This is a genomic window from Nanchangia anserum, assembly GCF_015240065.1.
GTDB lineage: Bacteria > Actinomycetota > Actinomycetes > Actinomycetales > Actinomycetaceae > Nanchangia > Nanchangia anserum.
On the sequence record NZ_CP060506.1, the window covers coordinates 875,011 to 898,431 of the forward strand.

General features: G+C 66.4%; 16 protein-coding genes, 3 tRNA genes and 4 pseudogenes. 19 read left to right on the forward strand and 4 right to left on the reverse strand.

The genetic code is table 11. The features are described 5' to 3' along the window. Positions 1-100: 100 nt before the first annotated feature. A pseudogene (gene tkt, locus H8R18_RS04000) lies at positions 101-2,181 on the reverse strand (transketolase). 153 nt (positions 2,182-2,334) lie between these two features. Here tkt and xerD point away from each other — a divergent pair. From xerD to H8R18_RS04045, 8 genes and pseudogenes are all read left to right on the forward strand, one after another. After that, positions 2,335-3,261 carry a site-specific tyrosine recombinase XerD gene (gene xerD / locus H8R18_RS04005; protein WP_227712880.1) on the forward strand — a complete coding sequence of 309 codons (927 nt, stop codon included), beginning with the start codon at positions 2,335-2,337 and terminating at the stop codon, positions 3,259-3,261. Between the two features lie 44 nt (positions 3,262-3,305). After that, positions 3,306-4,172, forward strand: a complete 867-nt coding sequence (locus H8R18_RS04010; protein ID WP_191070833.1) for a ParA family protein — start codon at positions 3,306-3,308, stop codon at positions 4,170-4,172. Continuing rightward, positions 4,156-4,962 (forward strand): segregation and condensation protein A, encoded by an 807-nt coding sequence (locus H8R18_RS04015; RefSeq protein ID WP_227712881.1) that lies wholly within the window; start codon positions 4,156-4,158, stop codon positions 4,960-4,962. The genes H8R18_RS04010 and H8R18_RS04015 overlap by 17 nt, the downstream gene beginning before the upstream one ends. Next, positions 4,955-5,527, forward strand: coding sequence for an SMC-Scp complex subunit ScpB (gene scpB, locus H8R18_RS04020; protein WP_191070835.1), 573 nt, complete (start codon positions 4,955-4,957; stop codon positions 5,525-5,527). The genes H8R18_RS04015 and scpB overlap by 8 nt, the downstream gene beginning before the upstream one ends. 3 nt (positions 5,528-5,530) lie before the next feature. Beyond that, positions 5,531-6,274, forward strand: a complete 744-nt coding sequence (locus H8R18_RS04025) for a pseudouridine synthase (RefSeq protein WP_191070836.1) — start codon at positions 5,531-5,533, stop codon at positions 6,272-6,274. Further along, positions 6,271-7,372: pseudogene (locus H8R18_RS04030) on the forward strand (prephenate dehydrogenase). The gene H8R18_RS04025 and the pseudogene H8R18_RS04030 overlap by 4 nt, the downstream one beginning before the upstream one ends. 41 nt (positions 7,373-7,413) lie before the next feature. Continuing rightward, positions 7,414-9,589: pseudogene (der, locus tag H8R18_RS04040) on the forward strand (ribosome biogenesis GTPase Der). Positions 9,590-9,614: 25 nt separating this feature from the next. Further along, the gene (locus tag H8R18_RS04045; protein ID WP_191070840.1) at positions 9,615-10,889 is read left to right on the forward strand and encodes a peptidoglycan bridge formation glycyltransferase FemA/FemB family protein; all 1,275 of its coding nucleotides are present in this window, start codon (positions 9,615-9,617) and stop codon (positions 10,887-10,889) included. A 75-nt stretch (positions 10,890-10,964) separates the two neighbouring features. Here the strand turns inward: H8R18_RS04045 and H8R18_RS04050 are convergent, their stop codons facing one another. Then, positions 10,965-12,386 carry an MFS transporter gene (locus H8R18_RS04050; RefSeq protein ID WP_191070841.1) on the reverse strand — a complete coding sequence of 474 codons (1,422 nt, stop codon included), beginning with the start codon at positions 12,384-12,386 and terminating at the stop codon, positions 10,965-10,967. Between the two features lie 243 nt (positions 12,387-12,629). Here H8R18_RS04050 and H8R18_RS04055 point away from each other — a divergent pair. From H8R18_RS04055 to H8R18_RS04070, 4 genes are all read left to right on the forward strand, one after another. Then, a tRNA-Gly gene (locus H8R18_RS04055) sits at positions 12,630-12,703 on the forward strand. A gap of 42 nt (positions 12,704-12,745) precedes the next feature. Then, positions 12,746-12,816: transfer RNA gene (locus H8R18_RS04060), tRNA-Cys, on the forward strand. A 1-nt stretch (position 12,817) separates the two neighbouring features. After that, a tRNA-Val gene (locus tag H8R18_RS04065) sits at positions 12,818-12,895 on the forward strand. Positions 12,896-12,942: 47 nt separating this feature from the next. Continuing rightward, on the forward strand, positions 12,943-14,094 hold the full coding sequence (locus H8R18_RS04070) for a DegT/DnrJ/EryC1/StrS family aminotransferase (protein WP_191070842.1): 1,152 nt from the start codon (positions 12,943-12,945) through the stop codon (positions 14,092-14,094). Here the strand turns inward: H8R18_RS04070 and H8R18_RS04075 are convergent. Continuing rightward, entirely contained in the window at positions 14,091-15,335 is a 1,245-nt protein-coding gene (locus H8R18_RS04075) for a carboxylate--amine ligase (RefSeq protein WP_191070843.1), read from the reverse strand. The genes H8R18_RS04070 and H8R18_RS04075 overlap by 4 nt on opposite strands. Before the next feature lie 42 nt (positions 15,336-15,377). After that, positions 15,378-16,334 (reverse strand): acyltransferase family protein, encoded by a 957-nt coding sequence (locus H8R18_RS04080; protein WP_191070844.1) that lies wholly within the window; start codon positions 16,332-16,334, stop codon positions 15,378-15,380. Positions 16,335-16,480: 146 nt separating this feature from the next. Between H8R18_RS04080 and H8R18_RS04085 the strand changes: the two genes are divergently transcribed. The 7 genes and pseudogenes from H8R18_RS04085 to H8R18_RS04120 all read left to right on the forward strand — a co-directional run bounded on the left by H8R18_RS04085 (position 16,481) and on the right by H8R18_RS04120 (position 23,413). Beyond that, positions 16,481-18,049: a PTS transporter subunit EIIC gene (locus tag H8R18_RS04085; protein WP_227712882.1), complete on the forward strand. Its 1,569-nt coding sequence runs from the start codon at positions 16,481-16,483 to the stop codon at positions 18,047-18,049. A gap of 11 nt (positions 18,050-18,060) precedes the next feature. After that, on the forward strand, positions 18,061-18,555 hold the full coding sequence (locus tag H8R18_RS04090; RefSeq protein ID WP_191070845.1) for a PTS sugar transporter subunit IIA: 495 nt from the start codon (positions 18,061-18,063) through the stop codon (positions 18,553-18,555). Between the two features lie 24 nt (positions 18,556-18,579). Continuing rightward, positions 18,580-19,011: a CAT RNA binding domain-containing protein gene (locus H8R18_RS04095; RefSeq protein ID WP_194189390.1), complete on the forward strand. Its 432-nt coding sequence runs from the start codon at positions 18,580-18,582 to the stop codon at positions 19,009-19,011. Continuing rightward, positions 19,008-19,433 (forward strand): PRD domain-containing protein, encoded by a 426-nt coding sequence (locus H8R18_RS04100; RefSeq protein WP_194189391.1) that lies wholly within the window; start codon positions 19,008-19,010, stop codon positions 19,431-19,433. The genes H8R18_RS04095 and H8R18_RS04100 overlap by 4 nt, the downstream gene beginning before the upstream one ends. A 20-nt stretch (positions 19,434-19,453) precedes the next feature. After that, positions 19,454-20,780, forward strand: a pseudogene (locus H8R18_RS09215) (C1 family peptidase). Positions 20,781-20,859: 79 nt separating this feature from the next. Next, positions 20,860-22,854: a threonine--tRNA ligase gene (thrS, locus tag H8R18_RS04115; RefSeq protein WP_191070848.1), complete on the forward strand. Its 1,995-nt coding sequence runs from the start codon at positions 20,860-20,862 to the stop codon at positions 22,852-22,854. Next, complete coding sequence (locus H8R18_RS04120; RefSeq protein WP_191070849.1) at positions 22,844-23,413, forward strand: HIT family protein; 570 nt, start codon at positions 22,844-22,846, stop codon at positions 23,411-23,413. The genes thrS and H8R18_RS04120 overlap by 11 nt, the downstream gene beginning before the upstream one ends. Positions 23,414-23,421 lie beyond the last annotated feature (8 nt).

The following is a 23,421-nucleotide window of genomic DNA, read 5'->3' on the forward strand; positions in this document are numbered from 1 at the left end:
TCGCGAATATGACGAAGCCGGGACCATGTGGTCCCGGCTTTCGTGTCCCCGTCGCCGCACCCTGGGGTGCAGCGACGGGGGAGCGGAGGCGGCTAGGCGGTCACTTCGCGGCAGCCTCAACCTGGCGCATGGCCGCGTCGACAACCGCTTCGGCGGTGAAACCAAAGTGCTCGAAGAGCTGATCGGCCGAGCCAACCTGACCAAAGCCCGTCATGGCGATGGCCTCGCCGGTGCATCCCAGGTAGCGCAGCCACGGTTCGGCAATGCCGGCCTCGATGCTCACGCGGCGCTCACCTCGGGCAGGAGGACGGAATCGCGGTAGGCCTGGTCCTGGTCGTCGAACCATTCCATGCACGGCACCGAGACGACGCGCGCGCCGATTCCCCGCTCGGCGAGGAGGCGCTGAGCCTCAAGGCAGTACTGGACCTCGGATCCCGAGCCCATGAGGATGACGTCGACATCGCCCGCCGGGTCCGACAGGACGTAGGCGCCGCGCTTGACTCCGTCGGCCGCGGCCAGCGCACCCTCGCCGCGGGCCGGGTTGGGCAGGGCCTGGCGGGTGAGGACGAGGCCAACGGGGCCGGCCGTCTGCTCGAGCGAGCAGGCCCACGCCTCGGCGGTCTCGGCCGCGTCGGCGGGCGAACGATCGACAGGTTAGGGATCGCGCGATACGCCGCGAGGTGCTCGACCGGTTGGTGGGTGGGGCCGTCCTCGCCGACGCCGATCGAATCGTGCGTCCACACGTACGTCACCGGCAATCCCATGAGCGCCGCCAGGCGCACCGCCGCCGCGCATGTAGTCGGAAAAGACGAAGAACGTCCCGCCGTAGACGCGGGTGAGCCCGTCAAGGGCAATGCCGTTCATGATGGCCGCCATCGCGTGCTCACGCACGCCAAAGTGGAGGTTGCGCCCGTAGGGGCCACCCGACCACATGGAGGTTTGGCGAGAGGCGGGAATAAACGACGGCTCGCCCATGATCGCCGTGTTGTTCGACCCGGCGAGATCCGCCGAGCCGCCCCACAGCTCGGGCAGCGTCGGCGCCAACGCGTTGAGGACCGCCCCTGATGCCGCGCGCGTCGCCAGGGCCTTGCCTTCCTCAAACGTCGGCAGGTTCTCGCGCATGTCGGGGGTGCGACGGTCGGCGCGCAGCCGCTCGAGCAGGCGCGCGCCGTCGGGGTTCGCCTCGCTCCACGCCGTAAAGGCCGCGTCCCAGGTCTCGCGCAGGCTGCGGCCACGTTGGGCCGCGTTGTCGCGCGCGTGCGCGACGGCCTCGTCGTCGATGGCGAACATGGCGTCGGGGTCGAGGCCGAGCGCTTCCTTGAGGCCGCGCAGCTCGTCGCCGCCGAGCTTGGCTCCGTGAATCGCTCCCGTGTTCTGCTTCGTCGGGCTGGGCCAGCCGATGATCGTGCGCAGGGCGATGATCGAGGGTTTCGTCGTTTCGGCCTTTGCGGCGGTGAGCGCGGCATCGAGCGAGACCACGTCCTCGCTGTAGGAGCCATCGGAGTTCAGCCAATCGACGCGCTGGGTGTGCCAGCCGTAGGACTCGAAGCGCGCGAGGACGTCTTCGTTGAACGACACCGACGTGTCGTCCTCGATGGAGATGTGGTTGTCGTCCCAGATGACGATGAGGTTGCCCAGTTCCTGGGTGCCGGCGAGTGAACACGCCTCGGCCGAGATGCCCTCCTGCAAGCACCCGTCGCCGGCAATGACGTAGACGTCGTGGGCGAACGGGGAGTCATCGCCGCCCTCGGGATCGAAGATGCCCTTGTCGCGGCGCTGCGCCATGGCGAAACCGACGGCGGAGGCGAGCCCCGATCCCAGGGGACCGGTTGTAATTTCAATGCCCTTCGTCCAGCGATACTCGGGGTGTCCCGGTGTTGCCGAACCCATCGTGCGGAACTTCTTGAGGTCGTCGAGTTCGAGGCCCATGCCCGCCAGGTACAGCTGAACGTACTGCAACAGTGACGCGTGGCCGGCCGACAGGACAAACCGGTCGCGACCGAGCCACTGATCGTCTGCCGGATCAATGCGCAGGTGACGCTGATAGATGAGGTAGGCGGCGGCGGCCAGCGAAATTGGGGTTCCGGGGTGGCCGGAGCCGGCCTGCTCGACCGCGTCCGCGGCCAGCACCTTGGCCTGGGTCACTGCTCGGTCATCGAGAGAGTTCCACTGCAGGGTCATGGTGTGATTGTCCTCTTTTCCTCGTTTTCGCTCTGTCGCCTTTGAACAGCGGCGCAGCCTCTGCCAGTGTATCGAGGCCACCCGCCGCAGCTCGGCCGTTTATGCCGGCCCGCAGCGCGCGGACGCCGGTGGAGGCCACATACAATCGTGCACGTGAACGCGATTGAGCAGGCATGCCGGCGTTTTGGCGACCACGTGGCCCTCGAGCGCCAGGCATCCGCGCACACATGTGCAGCTTATCGACGCGACCTCGATCGCTTCTGCGACTACCTGAAAGTTGAGCAGATTACCGATCTGCGCGACATTACGCCCCAGATCGTCGAGAGCTACCTCGCCGCCTGCCGGACCGGGGCGGACGGGCGTCATTCCTTGGCTGCCTCGTCGAGCGCACGGATGCTCTCGTCGGTGCGATCCTTCCTCGCGTTTTCCGTCGACGAGGGACTGATCGCCGACAACCCGGCCGCCCGCGTGCATCGACCGAAGCAGGATCGCCGCCTGCCGAAGGCCCTCTCACTCGATGACGTCAACCGGCTGTTGGCGGCCAGCTCGGGCGAGGGTGCCATCGACATTCGCAACCGGGCCTTGCTCGAGCTGCTCTACGGCACGGGGGCGCGAATCTCGGAGGCCGTCGCGCTCGCCGTTGACGACGTCGATGTCCACGCTACCCAGCCGATCGTGCGCCTCATGGGCAAGGGGCGTAAGGAGCGCATCGTGCCGCTGGGCACGTACGCGTGTCAGGCGCTCGAACACTACCTGGTCCGCGTCCGCCCCGACCTGGCCGCACGGGGAGAAGGAACACCGGCGCTCTTCCTCAACACCCGCGGGCGCGCGCTGTCGCGGCAATCGGCGTGGGGGATTTTGCGTAAGGTGGCCGATGCGGCGGGGATCTCGCAGGCCGTATCGCCGCACACGCTGCGCCACTCGTTTGCCACCCACATGCTTGAGGGCGGTGCCGACGTCCGCGTCGTCCAGGAACTGCTCGGCCACGCATCCGTCGTGACGACCCAGATATACACGCAGGTGACGATCCAGATGCTGCGCGAGGTCTACGCGACGACTCACCCGCGCGCACGCGGATGATGGCAGCGCGCTCGCGTATCGGCGCAGTGTAATAACGTAGAGGGGTGAGCACCGTACAACCTGGCCTGATTCCCGTTCCGCCCGCCGGCGGCGAGGACCCGGACTTTCCGTCGCCGTCGCCCCTTAACCAGCACGGCCCTGCTCGCGTCATCGCCATGTGCAATCAGAAGGGCGGCGTCGGCAAGACGACGACGTCGGTCAACCTGGCCGCGGCCCTGGCCGAATACGGCCGCCGCGTTCTCCTCGTCGATTTCGATCCCCAGGGGGCGGCATCCGTCGGACTCGGGATCAACGCGAATGATCTCGAGGTGACGGTGTACGACCTGTTGCTCGCGGCCCGCCCGTCGACGAGCGAGGCCATCCAGCCCACGTCGGTCGACGGTCTCGACCTGTTGCCGGCCAACATCATGTTGTCAGCCGCTGAGATTCAGCTTGTCAACGAGGTTGCCCGCGAGCACGCGCTCGACCGGGTGCTGCGCGTCGTCAGCGACAACTACGACGTCATCATCGTCGATTGTCAGCCGTCACTGGGCCTGCTCACGGTCAACGCGTTGAGCGCAGCTCACGGCGTCATCATCCCCGTCGAGACGGAGTTTTTCGCCCTGCGCGGCGTCGCGCTGCTCATCGATTCCATTGAGCGAGTCCGCGACCGGATCAATCCCAAGCTGAAGATCGACGGCTTCTTGGCGACGATGGTCGACACCCGCACCGTCCACGCCCGCGAGGTCTTGCAGCGATTGACCGAGACCTTCGGCGATCTCGTCTTTGACACCCAGATCAAGCGGACCATCAAGTTCCCCGATGCCTCGGTCGCCTCGGAACCGATCACGACGTATGCACCGAGTCACGCGGGAGCCGAGGCCTACCGGCGTCTTGCTCGCGAGGTCGTCGCCCGTGGCATCGCCGCGTGAGGCGACGGGACGGCTCGACCAGTTTTCTCTCGAGCTCGACAATTTCACGGGGCCGCTCGACCTGTTGCTGTCCCTCATCACCCGTCGTCGCCTCGACATCACCGAGGTAGCGCTGAGCGAGGTGACGGACGAGTTCCTCGCGCACATGCGCCGCTATCCCGATCTGTCGCAGACCTCGGAGTTCGTTGTCATCGCCGCGACCCTGCTCGACATCAAAGCGACGCGCCTGCTGCCCGGCAGCGAGGACGACCCGGACGACATCGACTATCTCGAGGCACGAGATCTGCTGTTTGCGCGTCTCCTGCAGTACCGGGCCTACAAGGAGGCGGCGCAGCAGCTGCGCCGGTTGGCCGATGCGGAATCGCACTACGTTGCGCGTGGCGTCGAGCTAGAGGAGCGATTTCGCAGCCTCGTGCCCGAGGTCGAGGTACGCGCGACACCCGAGCAGCTGGCCCGCATCGCCGCGCTGGCGTTGTCACAGAGCCGCCCGAGCGTGGCACTGACCCATCTGCACGATCCCGTCGTGCCCGTGCGCAGTCAAATTCGGGCGATTCTCGAGGCGTTGGGACGCCGGGACAGCCAGACGTTCGACGAGCTCATCGCCGATGCCGATCGGCCGGCCGTCATCGTCTCGCGGTTTCTCGCCCTGCTCGAGCTCTATCGGGCACGGCTCGTGTCGCTGAGCCAAGACGGCGCGCTGGCCACCCTCGGCGTCACCTACACTCCCGAGGGGGACGGTGTGAGCGGTCCCGATTGGGCCATCATGAGCGAGAGGGGTGACGATGAGTGAGGCGCAGCCGATGCTCGCTGCCGGAGTAGAGGCCATCCTCATGGTCGCCGAGCGCGCGGTGAGCGCCCGCGAGATCGCGGTGGCGCTGGAAGCTGACGAGCGCGCGGTCGAGGCAACGCTGCGGGCACTCGCCGACGAATATGCCGGGGCCGCAGGTGCGCGCCCGCGAGGATTCGTGCTGCGCGAGATCGCAACGGGCTGGCGGCTGTTCTCGGCACCGGCGTGGTCCGACGCTGTTGGGCGCTTCGTCGTGGGGACTCACCCCGCCAAACTGTCAGCCGCCGCCCTCGAGACCCTCGCGATCGTTGCCTACCGCCAACCGGTCACCCGCGCACAAATCGCCAACGTCCGCGGGGTGAGCGTCGACGGCGTCGTGCGGACCCTGCTGACCCACGACCTCATCGAGGAGGCGGGAGCACTGCCGACGGGGGCCATCACCTATCGCACGACCGAGGCGTTTGTCGAGAAGATGGGCCTGGCGAGCCTCGACGATCTGCCCGCGTTGGCCCCGTATCTGCCCGGAGATGACGAACTCGATGCGCTGAATGCGCAGGTGGAGGGATGAGAGATGAGTGAGGCCACGCGAAACGGTGGCGAACGCGTGCAGAAGGTGTTGGCGCGTGCCGGGGTGGCGTCGCGGCGCGCATGTGAGCAGCTGATGACCGCCGGCCGCGTCCGCGTCAACGGCGAGGTCGTTGACGAGCTGGGGGCACGCATCGATCCCGATACCGCGATCGTTCACGTTGACGGCCGGCGCGTCTTCCTCACCGACGACCACCTCACCGTCATCCTCAACAAGCCCGCCGGCGTGGTTTCGGCTATGGACGATCCGCGCGGGCGCAACACCCTGGCCCCCTACGCCGCCCGCTACGGCAAGCGGTTGTACCACGTCGGTCGTCTCGACCAGGCCACCGAGGGCCTCATCGTGTTGACGAACGACGGTGAGCTGGCGAACCGACTCATGCATCCGCGCTACGAGGTCTCCAAGACCTACCTGGCGCAGGTGGAGGGCGACTTCACGCCCGGCGACGCCAAGCGCCTGCGCGAGGGAGTGGAACTCGACGACGGGCTCGCGCGTGCCGATCGCGTGACCATCAAGGATCGTCACGGTGGGCGCACGCTCGTCGAAATCGTTCTGCATTCGGGCAAGAATCGCATCGTCAGGCGTATGTGCCAGGCCGTGTCTCACCCGGTTGCGAGGCTCGTACGCACCCACATCGGCCCGCTCAGCCTGCATCCGCTCACGCCGGGGGAGACCCGAAGACTCACCGACGATGAACTGACCGAGCTCATGGAGATGGTCGGCCTATGAGCGCCCAGACGACAGGTCCCGTGCTCATCGTCGGCACCGGGTTGTTGGGAACCTCGATCGGGATGGCCCTGCGCCGCCTCGGCGTCGAGGTGGAGTTGGCCGATGCGTCGCCCTCGGCGCTGGCGTTGGCCCGTGACATGGGTGCCGGCATGATCGCGCACGAGGGTGTCGATCCCGCGCTCGTCGTCGTGGCCACCCCGCCCGACGTCACCGCGCGTGTCATCGACGAGGCGCTGCGTGAACACCCGCGTGCCATCGTCACGGACGTCGCTTCGGTGAAGACGATCATCGCGCGCGAGCTCGAGGCATGCGGGGCCGATACGACGCGCTACGTCGGTTCTCATCCGATGGCCGGGCGTGAGCGCTCCGGGGCGGGCGCCGCCGCGCGATCTGTTTCGCCAGCGACCGTGGGTTATCGCGCCCGTGGCTGGCTCGGCTGAGCGCGCGATCCGCATCGTGCGCAGCCTCGCCCTCGACGTCGGGGCCCTGCCGCTGGACTACCGTGCGGAGGATCACGACGCCGCCGTTGCCTGCGTGTCCCATGTTCCCCAGCTCATGGCGTCGCTGCTCGCCGCAAGTTTGACGCGCGCCCCGCAGGAGGCGTTGGGGCTGTCGGGGCAGGGACTGCGTGACTCAACGCGGATCGCCCATTCGGATCCGCGGCTGTGGGCGGCGATCGTCGGCGGCAACTCGCGCGAGATCGCCGAGGTTTTGCGTGGCATTTCGCGCGACCTGCTCGACCTGCTCCACAGCCTCGACTCCGCCGCTGGCGACCCGCTCGCCCCCGGCCTCGTCGCGCAGGTGACAAAGGTGCTGGAGGCGGGGAACGACGGCGTCGAGCGCATCCCCGGCAAGCACGGTGGCGCCCCGCGACGCTACGCGGAGGTCAGTGTCCTCGTCCCCGACACCCCCGGCCACCTGGGGCGGTTGTTCACCGAACTGGGGGAGGCCGACGTCAACATCGAGGACTTTGCCCTCGAGCACTCCGCCGGCGCGCCCATGGGCGTGGGACGGGTGCTCGTCGATCCTGCCGCCGCGGCACCGGCGCGAGCCTGGCTCACCGATCACGGGTGGACCGTGCTCGACGGGGCGCACTGACAGGCGCGATAATAGGCGGACACACATATTCGGGAGGAAGAATGACCACTTCGTCACGTCCCATCGGTGAGCGCGCTCTCGGACGCGGTCTCGTCATCGCGATCGACGGCCCGTCGGGGTCGGGGAAATCCACGGTTGCGCGCACGGTCGCCGCCGATATCTCGGCATCTTATTTGGACACCGGTGCCATGTATCGGGCACTGACGTGGTCGCTGTTGCACCGTCGAATCGACGTCACCGATCACGCGCGGGTCGCCAGCCACGCGCGCGAATGTGCGCTCGACATCGACACGGCTCCCTATGCTCCCCGCTTCGCCGTCGGTGGGGTCGACGTGACCCAGCAGATCCGCGGCGTCGACGTCACCTCAGCGGTGTCCGAGGTCGCAGCTAATCCCGAGGTGCGCTCGGTGTTGATCGCCTCCCAGCGTCACCTCATTGCCCAGGCGCGGGAGTCGGGGAAGGGCATGGTCGCCGAGGGCCGCGACATCACGACGGTCGTCGCCCCTGACGCCGACGTGCGCATCCTCATTACGGCGTCGGCTGAGGAGCGTGAGCGTCGTCGTCGCGCCGAAGCGGGTGAGGCCAGTGCGGCCTCGATGGCGCGGCGCGATGCGCGGGACTCCCAGGTCAACGACTTCATCACCCCGAGTGAGGGGGTCACGCTCATCGATACGACCCAGATGACTCTCCCCGAGGTCGTCAATGCCGTTTTGGCGCTCATTGACGAGCGCGTGTGAGCGCTGCGGGGATGCCCCGTAGAATGACTGCGTGAGTGAGATTGACCAGGAAGCCCGCAGCGCGGAGGCGCTCAAGGCAGGGCTAGAGGATTACGCGCTATCCGATGAGGATCGCGCGCTGCTGGCGGCCGAATACGACCCGGAGCCTGTGCCTCCCGAGAAGACCTTGCCGGTGCTAGCCGTCGTCGGGCGTCCTAACGTTGGCAAGTCGACGCTGGTCAACCGCGTATTGGGGCAGCGCCAGGCCGTCGTCCAGGACATGCCCGGGGTCACGCGTGACCGCGTGCGCTACCCGGCCGAATGGGCCGGCCGCGACTTCATCCTTCTCGACACCGGCGGATGGGAGATCGGCGTCGACGGCCTCGACGAGGCCGTGTCTCGTCAGGCGGAGGCCTCGGTCGACGACGCCGACGCGATCGTCTTCGTCGTTGACGCGGTCGTCGGCGCGACGGACACCGACATGCAGGTGGCCCGAATGCTTCAGCGGTGCGGCAAACCCGTCATCGTCGCGGCGAATAAGGTCGATTCCGCCTCGCAGCTGCCCGATGTCGCCTCGCTGTGGTCGCTCGGTCTGGGCGAGCCGTTCCCCGTTTCTGCGCTGCACGGGCGTGGATCCGGCGATCTGCTCGATCGCTGCCTGAAGATCCTTCCCGAACGGGGCAGTGTCTCCGTTCCCACGGGACCCCAGCCCGGTCGGGTGGCCCTTGTCGGACGCCCTAATGTCGGCAAGTCGTCGCTGCTCAACGCCCTGTTGGGTGAGGAGCGCGTCGTCGTCGACGCGGTTGCCGGGACGACGCGCGACCCCGTCGACGAAACCGTCATGATCGGGCAGACGCCGTGGCGGTTTGTCGACACGGCGGGTATTCGCCGCAAAATGCACAAGTCGCGCGGGGCAGACTTCTACGCCTCGCTGCGCACGTCGCGGGCTATCGAGGAAGCCGACATCGCGATGGTGCTGCTGGACGCCTCCCAGCCGCTGAGCGAACAGGATCAGCGCATCGTTTCCCAGGCCGTCGAGGCTGGACGTGGCATCGTCATCGTCAACAACAAGTGGGACCTCGTCGACGAAGACCGCCAGGACGAGTTGGCGCGCGAATACGAGCGCGAACTCGCGCACGTCGGGTGGGCGCGGCGCATCAATATCTCAGCCAAGACGACATGGCACACGAACCGGATCGAACGTGCGCTCAACGAGACGCTCGACGGGTGGCGTACCCGGATCCCGACGGGACGCCTGAACGCGTTCCTTGGACAGCTCATGGCGGCCAATCCCCACCCCGTGCGTGGAGGGAAGCAGCCGCGGATCCTGTTTGGCACCCAGGTTCACGCCTGCCCGCCCCGGTTCGTCCTATTCACGACGGGTTTCCTCGATCCGGGATACCGCCGCTTCATCGAGCGGCGTCTGCGCGAAGAATACGGCTTCGTCGGCACCCCGATTCAGATCGGCGTGCGCGTGCGCGAAAAGCGCCGCCGTCGCTAACGAGAGAGTGAGGACCAGGCTCGATATGCCGACATTGACATTTGACGCGACGTGTTCCGCCGCTGAGCTCGACGAAATCGTCGAGGCGTCGCCGACGCCGGAGCCATTGCAGCTCGCGGCGTGGGCCGAAGTCAAGAGCGCCGACTGGGACGCCGAGCGCTTCGGGATCCGTCACGAGGGTCGCCTCGTCGGGACGTGCCAGGTGCTCTATCGCCGCCTCGGCGGGCGTCGCCTGGTGACGCTCGCCTACACCGCGCGCGGCCCGGTGTTCGCCCGCGATGACGTTCCCGCTCAGTGGTACGTCGAGGTGTACCGTCACGTTCACCGTCTCGCCTTGCGTCGGCGCGCTCTCGTGCTCCACGTCGACCCGCCGGTATTGCGGGCGAAGGGGCGCGAGCTGTACCGAGCGCTTCGCCAGCTCGGCTACGCCCATCAGGGCTTTTACACGGATATGCGCGAGATCCAGCCGCGCGCCTCGATGATGGTGACGTTGCCGAGCGATCCCGACGCCATTGACGACGCGTTGCCGAAGAAGATGCGCCAATACACCCGGCGCGCACGCAAGCGCCCGTTTATCTATCGTGCGGTTGGACCAGACGATCTCGACGACTTCATGCAGGTCATCACCGTCATGGCGCAGCGTCAAGAGATCGCCATGCGCGATGCCGGATACTTCGCCGAGATGATGCGGGCCTTTGAGGGACACTGCGAGGCGACGGTCGCCTATCTCGACATCGCCGCCGCAATCGAGGACGCCGACCGCTCGCTGGCCAAACAGCAGGTGCAGCGCGAGCGTTCGGCGAAGTCGCTGGAGGCGAAATGGACGAAGAAGGCCGAGGCTGGCCTCGCTGACCTGGATCGGGGGATCGAGAGGCTGCGCGAGCAGCGCGCCGAGCTGGCCAGCTGGGATGTCACCGAGCTGCCGCTGGCGTGCTCGCTCGTCCTCTACAGTGGCAACCGCGCCAGCTATCTCTATGGCGGCTCGACGAACGATCTGCGCAACTACTACGCGCCCTACGCCCTCATCTCGACGCGCATGCAGCAGGCGGCTCGCCGCTTCGCCGGCGTCGAATCCGAGTTCGTCTTCGATTTCGGCGGTGTCTCGGGCGAGACCGATCCGGCCAAGGACCCCCGACACGGCGGGTTGTACACGTTTAAGGCGGCGTGGGGCTGCGACATGATCGAATACGTCGGCGAGTTCACCCGACCCATCCTGCCGGGGATCGGTCACGCATTCACGCCGGCGACGCGCACCTACAAGCGCCTGCGCGAGTGGCGGCGACGCCGAGGCGCCTCGTAGCAGCGCGAGATACGCGAGATAGACGTGTGCCCGCCCCGACCGGGGCGGGCACACGCGTAAGGCCAATGGGGTTGGCTAGTTGAGCGCTGGCACCTTGGCGGGCGCCGGCGAGTGCGAGGTCTCGAGCTCGTCGATGTCGAGGACCCGAGTCTCGGGAATCGTCAGCAACGCGATGAGCGTCATCGCCGACATGACGACGAGATAGAGGCCGACGGTCCCGGGACCGTAGCGCGAGGCGAGCCACGTCGCGATGAAGGGCGCAACCGCGGCACCAATGATCGAGGCGACGTTGTAGGCCACCGCCGAACCGGTGTAGCGCACGTTCGTCGGGAAAAGCTCGGGTAGCAGCGCCGACTGGATGCCGAATGTCAGGCCCATGAGCGCCATGCCGATGAACATGAACACGGTCATGAGGGCGAGGTTTGCGTGCTCCGCCGTCCCCATCCGCTCGGCGTCGAGGAAGAGACCGAACGTCAGCCCAAACAGGATCATTCCCACGGTGACGCGGATGAGGAGGCGGCGTCGGCCCCAGCGATCACCCAGCCATCCCGAAACGGGAGTCATGAGAGCGAAGGCGAGGATCGTGATGAGCTGAATGACGAGGAACTTGTGGTAGGAGATCCCGAGATAGCCCTCCTCGACGGGAGAGATGGCGTAGGAGAGGATCCACGTCGTCATGAGGTAGAACAGCGTGTAGGTGGCGACCATGACGAAGGTGCCCTGGATCATCTGCACCCACGAGGTCTTGCACGCCTCGAGCAGCGGGGCCTTGGCAACCTTGCCCGAACGCTGGATCCGGGCGAAGGAACGGGTTTCTTCGAGCTTGAAACGCACATAGAGGCCGAGGGCGACGATGACGGCCGAGAACAGGAACGGCAGGCGCCACCCCCACACGAGGAACGCCTGGGAGGACTCGGTGTTAGCCGAATCGTAGTTCATGACGCGGGTGAGCAGCAGGAAGAAGCCGTTCGCGAGGAAAAAGCCGATCGGGGCTCCCAGCTGGGGCCACATGGCGTCGAAACCGCGCTTGCCTGGGCGGGAGTTCTCGCCGGCGAGCAGCGACGCCCCCGACCATTCACCGCCGAGCCCGAGGCCCTGACTAAACCGCATGATCGCGAGCATGGCCGGGGCCCACAGACCGATCTGCGCATAGGTCGGCAACAGGCCGATGATGACCGTCGCGATGCCCATCGTCAGCAGCGAGGCGACGAGGGTGACTTTGCGGCCAACCCGGTCGCCGAAGTGGCCGAAGAGGATCGATCCGATGGGGCGGGCGATGAAGGCGACTCCAAACGTCGCCAGGGAGGCGAGGAGCGCACCGGTGCGCGAGGACGCGTGGAAGAACAGCAGCGGGAACACGCTGATCGCGGCGGTCGCGTAGGCGTAGAAGTCGTAGAACTCGATGGTCGTGCCGACCAGCGAGGAGACGATGATGCGGGCTTTGGCGCGTCCGTGGGGAATCTGGGGAGCGGGCGCCGTCGTTCGTGGTGCACTCATGGTCGCGATGCTAAAAAGCCGCTCACAAACCGCCACGGATGCGTCCATATGCTGATTAGGGCGGGGCGGGTGGGCAGCAGGCGCGCGTGGTGCCGCGAGGGCCGCGAATCGGCGTTATACGGCGAATTTTGGCCTCTATCGGCTATCGCGCCGGCTGGCATCGGCGGCGGCAGAATGTGACGACCGGCACGGGGATCCGATTTGCCATCCGCGCGGCGTAGTGGCTATAAATGATGGTGCATTGCGGATGTAGCTCAGTTGGTAGAGCATCACCTTGCCCAAGGTGAGGGTCGCGGGTTCGAGTCTCGTCATCCGCTCGAAGGGCAGGGTACCGGCTCGGCCGGTGCCCTTTTTCCTTTGGTGGGTTGGCCGAGTGGCTAGGCAGCGGCCTGCAAAGCCGTATACACCGGTTCGAATCCGGTACCCACCTCGGGCGATTGGCGCAGTTTGGTTAGCGCGTTTCCTTGACACGGAAGAGGTCGCTGGTTCGAGTCCAGTATCGCCCACCATCGGGGCCGCAATACGCGGCCCTTTGGTGTATGAGGAGGACTCGATCGTGACGATTGTCGATGAGCTGGCCCGCTACACCCACACGCGCGCTGCGGATTGGTTCGTTCTCGCGCGTGCTCGCGACGGGCTGCGTCTCGTCGGTGAGGCTGTGGCCGACGTCCGGGGGCCGGGCGACGTCGTCACGCAGGCCTTCACCTGTGTCAGCGCCGTCACGCCGTTCATCGCTACGGGGCACACGCCGATCTATGGCGATATTGATCCCGACACGTATGCGCTCGATCCGGCCCGGTTGCCGCTGACGCCGCGCACGCGCGCCGTCGTTGCCCAACACACGTTCGGCATGATCGGCGAGGAAACTGCTGCGCTGGCCGAGCGTGCCCACCGCGCGGGTGCGATCCTCATCGAGGACTCGGCGCACTGCGTCGCGCGACTGGGACGCCGCGACGGACAACCGGTGGCGGACGTGTCCGTGCACTCGTTCGGCGCCGAGAAAATCCTGCCGACGAGCTTTGGCGGTGCCCTGTGGGTCAATCCCGACATCGAGGACCAGAATCTGCGCCATGCCATCATCGCGCGTGCGCGGCGGCTCCAGGCCCTCAGCGGTCGCGAGAAGGTGGCCGCGGCCAGCTACCGGTGGCAGCTGCGGGTGTACTCGCGCACGGGCAGCTGGGGGCAGCGTCTGCAAGATCGTGCCAGCCACGCCGGCCTGTTCTGGCCCCCGGTCACGGCGGGGGAGACCGCGGGGGAGTCGGCACCCGCGCGCGCGGCCTCGCGCTCGATGACGCGCGCGGTGTCGCGTGCGCTTGTCGAGCTACCGGCCAACCTCGCCCACCGTCGAGACGTCGCACGGCGTGCCCTGGAGGTGCTCGGGTCGAGCGTCGAAATCCCCGCGTTGGCTCGCTCAGGGCAGCCGCTCACGCGTCTGCCGCTGGCGATTCCGCACGAGAGCGGGCTCAGCGGTGAGGAGGCGTTTGCGTCGCTAAGCGCGGGCGGCATACGCATCGGCAAGTGGTATCGCCCGAGCCTTTTCCCCGGGGTCGCCGATCCCCGGTACTACAACCTCGATCCCGATCTCACCGATCTTCCTGAGACCCGCCGCTTGACCGCGCAGGTGCTCAACCTCATGCTGCGCGGCAGCGCCGACGAGGTGTGCGCGGCGGCGCGTGCCGTGCGCGATCTCGTCGAGCGCGGGCGCTAGGAGTTGAGCTCGGCCTCGGCGTAACGCAGGGTGTCGCGGCTGAGCCGGGCGTCCATCCGCAGGTTCGACACGACGCGCTGCGGTGAGAGGTCCTTGCTGTACCACAGGGTGTGCAGGCGCCGGTGCGAGGCCGCTTCGGTGACGAGGGGGCGCAGCTCGGGAGCACAGTGGCGCCTGACGACGGGGTAGGGGATGGTCATCCACAATCCTGCCTGCTCCGCCGCCTCGAATGGGCGCGGCGAGCCGTAGACCATGTCGTCGACGCAGTGGCGCACGAGATTGACGTTGCCCGCCAGCGTGTAGAAGGACGATGCCCCAAGCCGCAGATTCGCCTCGAGAACGTGGTAATCGCCGCTGTCGCGGTCGAGGAGAAAGTCGAAGTTGGCAAACCCGCGATAGTTGTGCGCGTCGAGGAAGGATCGGATCTTCTCGGTGAGGGCGTCGTCGCGAAGGGCGACGATGGCGTTGTTATTGCCCACGCGCTGCGGATGCCGATCCGTCACGGCCACTTGGCCGACGCAGATGGCGCGCAGCCGCCCGTCGGTGTCGGAATACGTGTTGGCCACGCGCATGACGGACTCGTTGCCCGAAAGATAGCGCTGGAGGATGAGCCCGTCGTCGTAGCCGCCGGCGCGAATGCGCGCAATCGTCGACACCAGCTCGTCCAGGGTCGAGATGAGATAGACCTTCTTGCGCCCGGCGAAATTCAGCCGCGGATAGATGTCGGTGTTCGTCGGCTTGAGGATCAGGGGGAAGGTCAGTCCGCGAGCATCGAGACGGGCCTGGTCGCAGACGTCGCCGGGACCGAGGACGTCCGTCGTCGGGTAGACGAGGCCGGCTCGATCACACGCCGCGTAGAAGTGATCCTTCTCGGCCAGGGTGCGCTGGGCCTCGGCGTCGATGCACGGCAGGGTGTAGAGCCGGGCGAGTTCGTCGTGATGTTCGGCGATGATCGTCGAATACATCTCGATGGTGGAAAAGAGAATCGGGCGGCGCGTGGGAAACTTCCCGGCAACCTCGCGCAGCGTGGCGATCACGGTATCGGGTTGATCGAAGTTGGGAACCTCGATGACGTCGAGGATCGCCGAATGCGCGGTCTCGCCGAGGCGCGCCCGCCCAAGCGCGAGCGAGCGAACGCCGTAGGCCATGTGCAGGCTGCGTGCGATCGTGTATGCGCCTAGCCCTGTCCCGAGGATGACGGGAACAAAGTCGTCATTTCCGTACCCATCCGCGATAGCCATCCTCATCCTCCCGCTTCTCGCCAGTGCACTAGCTGCATCGTATCAGCGGCGCTTGGCACCACCACGGTGAGGCCGCGACAGCGTCCACGACAGCGGTCGGTACCCACGTGCCGCCGTCAGGGCGAGCGAGAGCGCGACGGTTGCCACGCAGACGAGCACGCCGATTCCGGGGACCGGGCGCAGGGTGACGCCGAGGAATAACCCGATCGGCCAGTGGCACACGTAGAGGGCCAACGAGCCGCGGCCGAGCCACGCGCACGCCCTCGCCGCGCGGGTGTGCGCGGGCAGCATCATCGCCCACGCCAACAGCAGGGCAATGACGGCGAAGCACCGGATGAGCCGCACCCAGTCGGGACCGATGCCCCAGATGGTGGCGGTCGCCGAGACCGCGAGCGCGCCTGCCAGACTCAGCCACGCCAGGGCAGCGTTGCTCGGAGCCCGAGAGGCGAGTGCGTGGACGCGTCCGGCCAGGGCCATGCCGCAGAAGAAGAAGGCCGCATAGCCGAGGTGCTCATCCCAGCCGGTGACGAGCGGTAGGGCCGATAGTGGCAGCGAGACGAGGGCGAGACACCACGCGGGCACCCACCGGCTGAGGCAGGCGAGGGCGCAGAAGAGGAAGAGGAATTCGAGGAACCACAGGTAGGACACGTCGGTGAGGACGTCGGCGCGCGCCAGGGCAGCGGGCCCGCCGGCACGTAGTCGGTTGATGACGTGCCAGATGACGAGGGGCCACAGGATCGTGTCGCACTTGGCGAGGAGGAAGCGCGCGGGGCCACGGCGTAGCGAGCGGGGGATGAGCAGTCCCGAGGCGAAGAACAGCGCGGGCAGGTGGAACGACTTCAGGGCGGCGTTTAGGGTCACCTCGATCTCGGACGGTGGCCGGCCGGTGTAGGCGGCGAGGAAAAACCGCAGGTGGATGAGGACGACGGCCCCGATCGTGATTCCCTTGATGGCGTCGAGCCAGATGAGCCGGCCCGTCGCGCCCTGCCGCGCATTCATAGAGAGCATCGTACGTGTCGCTGCGCCTGCCACCGAGCAGGGCTGATTCCTTGTCTGCCTCCTGACACGTCGATATAGTGGGATCACATCGGGATTGTGACTCTCGCGAGGCAAGACCCGTCACAACTTCGCGACGGGAGTATGCCGTGGCTACCACTCACCCGGCGTCATGGAAGACGCGCGCGGGATCCTCATTCAAACAAGCTCAGAAGATCGGCAAGGCGTTCATGCTGCCGATCGCCATCTTGCCCGCAGCCGGCCTCTTGCTCGGTATTGGCGGGGCGCTATCCAATCCGACGACTGTTCAGGCCTATCCCGTTCTGGATAACGTCGTCGCCCAGACAATCTTCAAGGTCATGGCCGACGCGGGGACGGTTGTCTTTAACAACCTGGCGCTCCTGCTGAGCATCGGACTGTGCATCGGCCTGGCCAGGCGCGACAAGGGCACGGCCGCGCTCGCCGGCATCGTTGGCTATCTCGTCATGACGGGGACGACGGCGTCCCTGCTGTCGGTCTTCGATCCCGAGGGCGAGGCGGTCGATACCGGGATCGTCGGCGCGCTCGTCATCGGCGCGCTGGCCGTGTGGCTGCACAACCGCTACCACAACATCGCACTACCCCAGATCCTCGGGTTCTTCGGCGGGTCGCGTTTCGTGCCCATCGCGGTCTCGCTCGTCGCGATTCCGCTGGGTGCGCTGTTCTTCTTCGTGTGGCCGCCCATCCAGCACCTCATGGTCAGCGCGGGTGCGCAGATCTCGCACATGGGCGTTTTCGGCACCTTCCTCTACGGGTTCTTGCTGCGCCTGTCGGGTGCCGTCGGCCTCCATCACATGATTTACCCGATGTTCTGGTACACCCCGCTGGGTGGCACCGAAGTCGTTGCCGGCCAGACGGTCTCGGGTGCGCAGAAGATCTTCTTTGCCCAGCTGGCCGATCCCAATCATCACGGGCTGTTCACGGCCGGGACGAAGTACTTTGCCGGTCGCTTCGACACGATGATGTTCGGGCTTCCCGGTGCCTGCCTGGCGATGTATCACGCGGTTCCCAAGGGTCGGCGCAAGAAGTATGCCGGCCTGTTCCTCGGGGTTGCCCTCACCTCGTTCATCACGGGCATCACCGAGCCCATCGAATACATGTTCCTCTTCGTCGCCCCGCTGCTTTACGTCATCCACTCGGTGATGGACGGGCTGTCGTTCATGATCGCGGACCTGTTGCAGATCCGGATCGGCAACACGTTCTCGGGTGGGGCTATCGACTACACGCTGTTCGGCATCTTGCAGGGGCAAGATAAGACGCACTTCCTCTACGTGTTGCCGCTGGGCGTCGTGTGGTTCGCCCTGTACTACGCGATCTTTAGGGGCTACATCGCCCTGCGTAACGTCGCGACTCCCGGACGCTTCGAGGACACGGATGCGCCCGCGGATACGGCGGAACCGCAGGCAGCTGCGGGCAGCTCCGGGGAAAGCGACATGGAGGCGGCCTCGCGCGAGATCATCGCCGCGCTGGGGGGAGCCGATAACCTCGAGGACGTCGACGCCTGCATCACCCGGTTGCGCGTCGCCGTCACCGATCCGGCCAAGGTCGACAAGGACCGCCTCAAACAGCTCGGCGCCGTCGACGTCTTCGAGGTGGCTGGGGGAGTCCAGGCCGTGTACGGAGGCAAGGCCGTGCTGTATAAATCCCACATCAACGAGATGCTGGGTCGAGACGACTAGGAGGAGCTGACATGTTTGGCTGGAAAAAGAAGACGCAGCCGGCTGGCGGCGACGACCTCATCAGTCCCGTCGACGGTCAGCTCATCGAGCTTGCCGCTGTTCCCGACCCCCTGTTTTCGTCGGGCAAACTAGGCCCGGGCTTTGCCGTGGAGCCGCACGGGACCACCGTGGCGGCCCCGGTTGCCGGTGAGATCATGCTCGTTGCCGACACCGCGCACGCCTTCGCCATCACGACCCAACTCGGTGTCGAGGTCCTCGTCCACATCGGCGTCGACACCGTGTCGCTTAACGGGCGCGGCTTCCACGTCGTCGAGGGAATACGCGCGGGGGTGCGCGTGAGCGCGGGCGAGGCGATCGTCGAGATCGACCTCGACACGCTGAGAACGCAGGCTCCGTCGAGCGCCGTCGTCGTCGCCGTGACCAACGCGGCCAAGGGCTTTGACGTGTCGGCACCGAATCTGTCGGCGGGCCCGGGCGAGGCCGTCCTCACCGTGCGGGAAGCCTAAATGAGATCGGGGACCTACACCGTCGTGAGGACGTTCAACACGAACGTCGTTCTCGCCTTCGATTCGGCGAACTCGCGCGTCGTCATCTGCACGGGCAAAGGCGTGGCCTACGGACTCGGCCACGGTGATGTCGTTCGCGATGACGCGATTGAAGCCGTGTTTGTCCCCGAATCCTCCCCGCGCTCGGGAGCGCTCGCCCAGGCCCTGGGCTTGAGCGACCCGCGCGTCTTCGACGTCGCCCGTGCCATCTGCGAGATGGCCGGGCGACGCCTGGGGCTCACACGCCCCGAAGTCCTCGTTCTCGCGCTCGCCGACCACCTCGACCAGGCCCAGCGGCGCGCACGCGAGGGCATCGTCGTCGACATTCCCCTCGTGTGGGAAGTCGCCCACCTGTATCCGGCCGAACTCGCCGCGGGCCACGAAGCCCTGCGCATCGTCGAGGAGCGTCTGGGGTGAGGCTGCCCGAGGCGGAGGCCACCGCCTGCGCGCTGCACTTCGTCGGGGCCCAGTTCGATCGAGTGCCGGTCGATCTCACCGTGAAGATGACGCGGACGCTGGAGCGCATCTTCGACTGCCTCGACGAGCAGGCGGGCCGGACGCTGCCGCGTTGGGATCAACCAGCCGCGCGATTTGTCACCCACCTGCGCTTCCTGTTCGTGCGTCTGGCTTCGGGCGAGGACGTCGTGAGCGTCCCCTCGGCCCTGACGCGCGCACTGAGCGAGGTCGACGCCAGCGTGCGTGACTCGACGACGGCTATCGCGCGCGTCATCGAGGAGGAATGGGGCCGCCCCATCGGGGAGGACGAGTGGGCCTATGTCGCCCTGCACGTCTACCGCCTCCTCGACCACGTCGCGGCCTCGTCGCGGCCGACGTCGTAGGCGTGTCCTATCATCCGGGTATGACGCTTACTCCGGAACTCCTCGATCATTTTCGTGCGACCTACGAGGCCGACCCGACGAATCGACTCGTCGAGGGGGCCGTCGCTCACGTGGGAATTGAGCGTGCCGCGTACAACCCGGCGGCGCTGGCGCGCCATACGTTCGAGTTTTCGATCAGCGTCGACACGGGCGAGATCACCGATCAGCGCAAGAGCGGGCGGTGCTGGCTGTTTGCTTCCCTCAATTCGCTGCGCCCGGCGGTGATGGCGCGCCTCAATGTCGAGACTATGGAGTTTTCCCAGTCTTATCTGTTCTTTTACGACAAGCTCGAAAAGGCCGCGACATTTCTCGACCACGTTGTCGACACCCTCGACGCTCCCGACGACGACCGCGCGTTCAGGCTCGCGCTGACAACGCACGTCAGCGACGGCGGGGACTGGGATTACTTTGTGTCGCTCATCGCCAAGTGGGGGATCGTGCCCCACCAGGCGATGCCCGACAGCTTCAACGCCACGGATTCCGCTCGCTTCGTCACCCACATGGAGCTGCGGCTCAAGCGCCGCGGCCCAGATGCGCCAGGCACATGCGCGAGGCCACGACGACGACATCGAGGACATTCGCCACGCGACCCTGGCCGACATCTATACGATTGCGCGCAAGGCGCTGGGCAATCCGCCGACCACGTTCACGTTCGAATACCGCGACAAAGACAAGGTGTTTCATCGGATTGGTCCGACGAGTCCGCGCGAATTCTTTGCCGATTACATCGGTGAGGCCGAACTCGACAAGCGCATCGTCATCGGGTGCGACCCGCGCCCCGAACACCCGGTTGGCCGCGTGTTGACGGTGCCGTTCTATCGTTCGGTCAGCGAGGGCCGCGCCGTGGGCCTCCTCAATGTGCCCATGGATGCGATGGCGAGCGCGGGCATCGCCCAGCTCAAGGCGGGACGAGCGGTCTATTTCAGCTGCGACGTCGATCGCGACACCGATCGCGAGGCCGGCATCATGGATCCCGATCTCTACCGGTGGGACGAGACGCTGACACCGCTGGGGGAGTTCCCCGACGCCGATCGAGCGAGGTACGCGGCGCTAGAGCCGAGCCACGCGATGACGTTCACCGGGGTCAACCTCGCCGACGACGGTACGCCGCTGACATGGCGGGTGGAGAACTCCTGGGGCGAAAAGTACGGACGCAAGGGCATCTTCTCCATGTCTCACTCATGGTTTGTCCGCCACATGGTCACGTGCGTGGTCGAACGGGAATTTATCGACCCGGCCTACCTGAGCGGTCTCGATGCGGAACCCGTCGAGCTGGCGGCGTGGGATCCTCTCTTCTCGGGCGTGTGAGGAGCGGTGCCGCTTTCTCGGTATTGGGAGCGGCGGGTAGACTGTGGCCCACAGTATTCCGTGACGAAAGGACCCCGCAGTGTCGGCATATAACGCGACGATCGACGGAGTGGTGACGACGATCGAGCCGGGCACGACGGGGACCGACCTGTTCGGCGACAATCGTGCGATCGTCGCGATGGCGATCGACGGCACGCCGGTCGATCTCTATCGGCCGATTCCCGAAGGCGCCGAGGTCGAAGCGATCACGATCGATTCTCCGCGAGGCCTCGACATCTTGCGGCATTCGTGTACCCACGTCATGGCGCAGGCCGTTCAAGAGATGTTCCCTGACGTCAACCTCGGCATCGGGCCCTTTATCGAGGACGGCTTTTACTACGACTTCGGCAACATCGACGCCGTGACCCCGCAGCTGCTCAAGCAAATCGAGAAGCGGATGAAGCGCATTGTCAAGGAGGGCCAACGTTTTGTCCGCCGCGACATCACCGCCGAGCAGGCGCGGGTCGAGCTGGCTGAACAGCCCTACAAGCTCGAGCTCATTGAGACCAAGGGACATGGTGCCGACGGGGCGGCAGTCGAAATCGGCGGCGACGGGTTGACGATGTACGACAACGAGCGCCGCAATGGTGAGGTCGTCTGGACCGACCTGTGCCGTGGCCCCCACCTGCCGTCGACGAAACTCATCGGCAACGGTTTTGCGCTGACGAAGTCCTCGGCCGCCTACTGGAAGGGCGACCAGGACAACGACAATCTTCAGCGCATCTACGGCACCGCGTGGGCCAGCAAAGACGATTTGGTGGCGTACCAGCGTCGCATCGAGGAGGCCGAGCGCCGCGATCACCGCCGGCTCGGCAAGCAGCTCGACCTGTTCTCCTTCCCCGACGAGATCGGTTCGGGTTTGCCGGTGTTCCACCCCAAGGGCGCGATCATCCGGCAGGAGATGGAGAATTACGCCCGCCAGCGTCACATCGACTCGGGCTATCAGTTCGTCTACTCGCCCCACATCACCAAGGGCCAGCTGTTCGAGACGTCGGGGCACCTTGAGTGGTATCGCGACGGCATGTTCCCGGCGATGCACGTCGACGAGGAGCGCGATGAGGCCGGCAACGTGACGAAGGCGGGGCAGGACTACTACCTCAAGCCGATGAACTGCCCCATGCACAACCTCATCTTTGCCTCGCGCGGGCGCTCCTACCGCGACCTGCCGCTGCGGCTGTTCGAATTCGGCACGGTCTACCGCTACGAGAAGTCGGGCGTCATTCACGGGCTCACCCGCGCGCGCGGTTTCACCCAGGACGATTCCCACATCTACTGCACGCGCGAGCAGATGCGCGAGGAGCTGTCGTCGCTGCTGACGTTTGTTCTCGACCTCCTGCGCGACTACGGGCTAGACGACTTCTACCTGGAGCTGTCGACGAAGAATCCCAAGAAGTTCGTCGGCGACGACGACGTGTGGGAGGAGGCGACGGCCACGCTCGCCGAGGTCGCGGAGGCATCGGGGCTCGAGCTCGTTCCCGACCCCGAGGGTGCCGCCTTCTACGGCCCGAAGATCTCGGTGCAGGCACGCGACGCGATTGGGCGCACCTGGCAGATGTCGACGATCCAGCTCGATTTCAACCTGCCCGAACGCTTCGACCTCGAATACACGGCCGAGGACGGCACCCGCAAGCGCCCCGTGATGATTCACCGTGCCCTCTTCGGGTCGATCGAGCGCTTCTTCGGGGTCCTCCTCGAGCACTACTCCGGGGCGTTCCCGGCGTGGCTGGCGCCCGTGCAGGTGCGCTGCGTTCCCGTGGCCGACGCGTTCAACGACTATCTTGCCGACGTCGCCGCGAAACTTCGCGCCCAGGGGATCCGCGTCGAGGTCGACACCTCCGACGATCGCTTCGGCAAGAAGATCCGCAACGCCTCGACTGAGAAGATCCCGTTCGTCCTCATCGCCGGCGGCGAGGACGCCGAGGCCGGGGCCGTGTCGTTCCGCTACCGCGACGGCCGCCAGGACAATGGCGTTGCCATTGACGAGGCGATCGAGCGCATCGTCGAGGTCGTGAGGACGCGCGTCAATGACCTGTGAGGTTCCCCCGGCTGAGGCGGCGTCGGCGTTTGCCGGTGACACCGACGGCTTCGAGCGTCTGTGGACCCCGCACCGGTGGGTCTACATCTCGGGCGAGGAGAAGCCAAAGGATGCCACGAGCGAGGAGTGCCCGTTCTGCGCCGCGCCGGGGCGCGGTGACGAGGAGGGACTCATCGTCTACCGCGGCACCCACGTCTTCGTCCTCATGAATCTCTTCCCCTACAACGCCGGCCACGTCCTCGTGTGCCCGTATCGCCACGTCTCGGGCTACATCGACCTCGACGCCGACGAGCGCGCCGAGTTTGGCGAGGTGACGGCTCAGGCCATCCGGGTCATTCAAGGCTCGTCGGGGTGCCAGGGGCTCAATCTTGGGATGAACCAGGGCCAGGTCGCGGGGGCCGGAATTGCCGCCCACCTCCATCAGCACATCGTGCCGCGCTGGCTCGGAGACGCCAATTTCTTCCCCCTGATCGCCCAGGTCAAGGCCGTGCCCGAGCTCATCGGACAGGCCCGGGAGCGGTTGGCTCGCGACTGGGATACGTACGCGCACGGTGAGTGACGGGAAGG

Excerpts from the sequence above, each read along its gene's own strand:
- H8R18_RS04050 (WP_191070841.1), bottom strand. The coding sequence starts at position 12,386 with ATGAGTGCACCACGAACGACGGCGCCCGCTCCCCAGATTCCCCACGGA.
- H8R18_RS04120 (WP_191070849.1), top strand. The coding sequence starts at position 22,844 with ATGACCTGTGAGGTTCCCCCGGCTGAGGCGGCGTCGGCGTTTGCCGGT.
- H8R18_RS04075 (WP_191070843.1), bottom strand. The coding sequence starts at position 15,335 with ATGGCTATCGCGGATGGGTACGGAAATGACGACTTTGTTCCCGTCATC.
- H8R18_RS04045 (WP_191070840.1), top strand. The coding sequence starts at position 9,615 with ATGCCGACATTGACATTTGACGCGACGTGTTCCGCCGCTGAGCTCGAC.
- H8R18_RS04025 (WP_191070836.1), top strand. The coding sequence starts at position 5,531 with ATGAGTGAGGCCACGCGAAACGGTGGCGAACGCGTGCAGAAGGTGTTG.
- scpB (WP_191070835.1), top strand. The coding sequence starts at position 4,955 with ATGAGTGAGGCGCAGCCGATGCTCGCTGCCGGAGTAGAGGCCATCCTC.
- H8R18_RS04080 (WP_191070844.1), bottom strand. The coding sequence starts at position 16,334 with ATGAATGCGCGGCAGGGCGCGACGGGCCGGCTCATCTGGCTCGACGCC.
- H8R18_RS04090 (WP_191070845.1), top strand. The coding sequence starts at position 18,061 with ATGTTTGGCTGGAAAAAGAAGACGCAGCCGGCTGGCGGCGACGACCTC.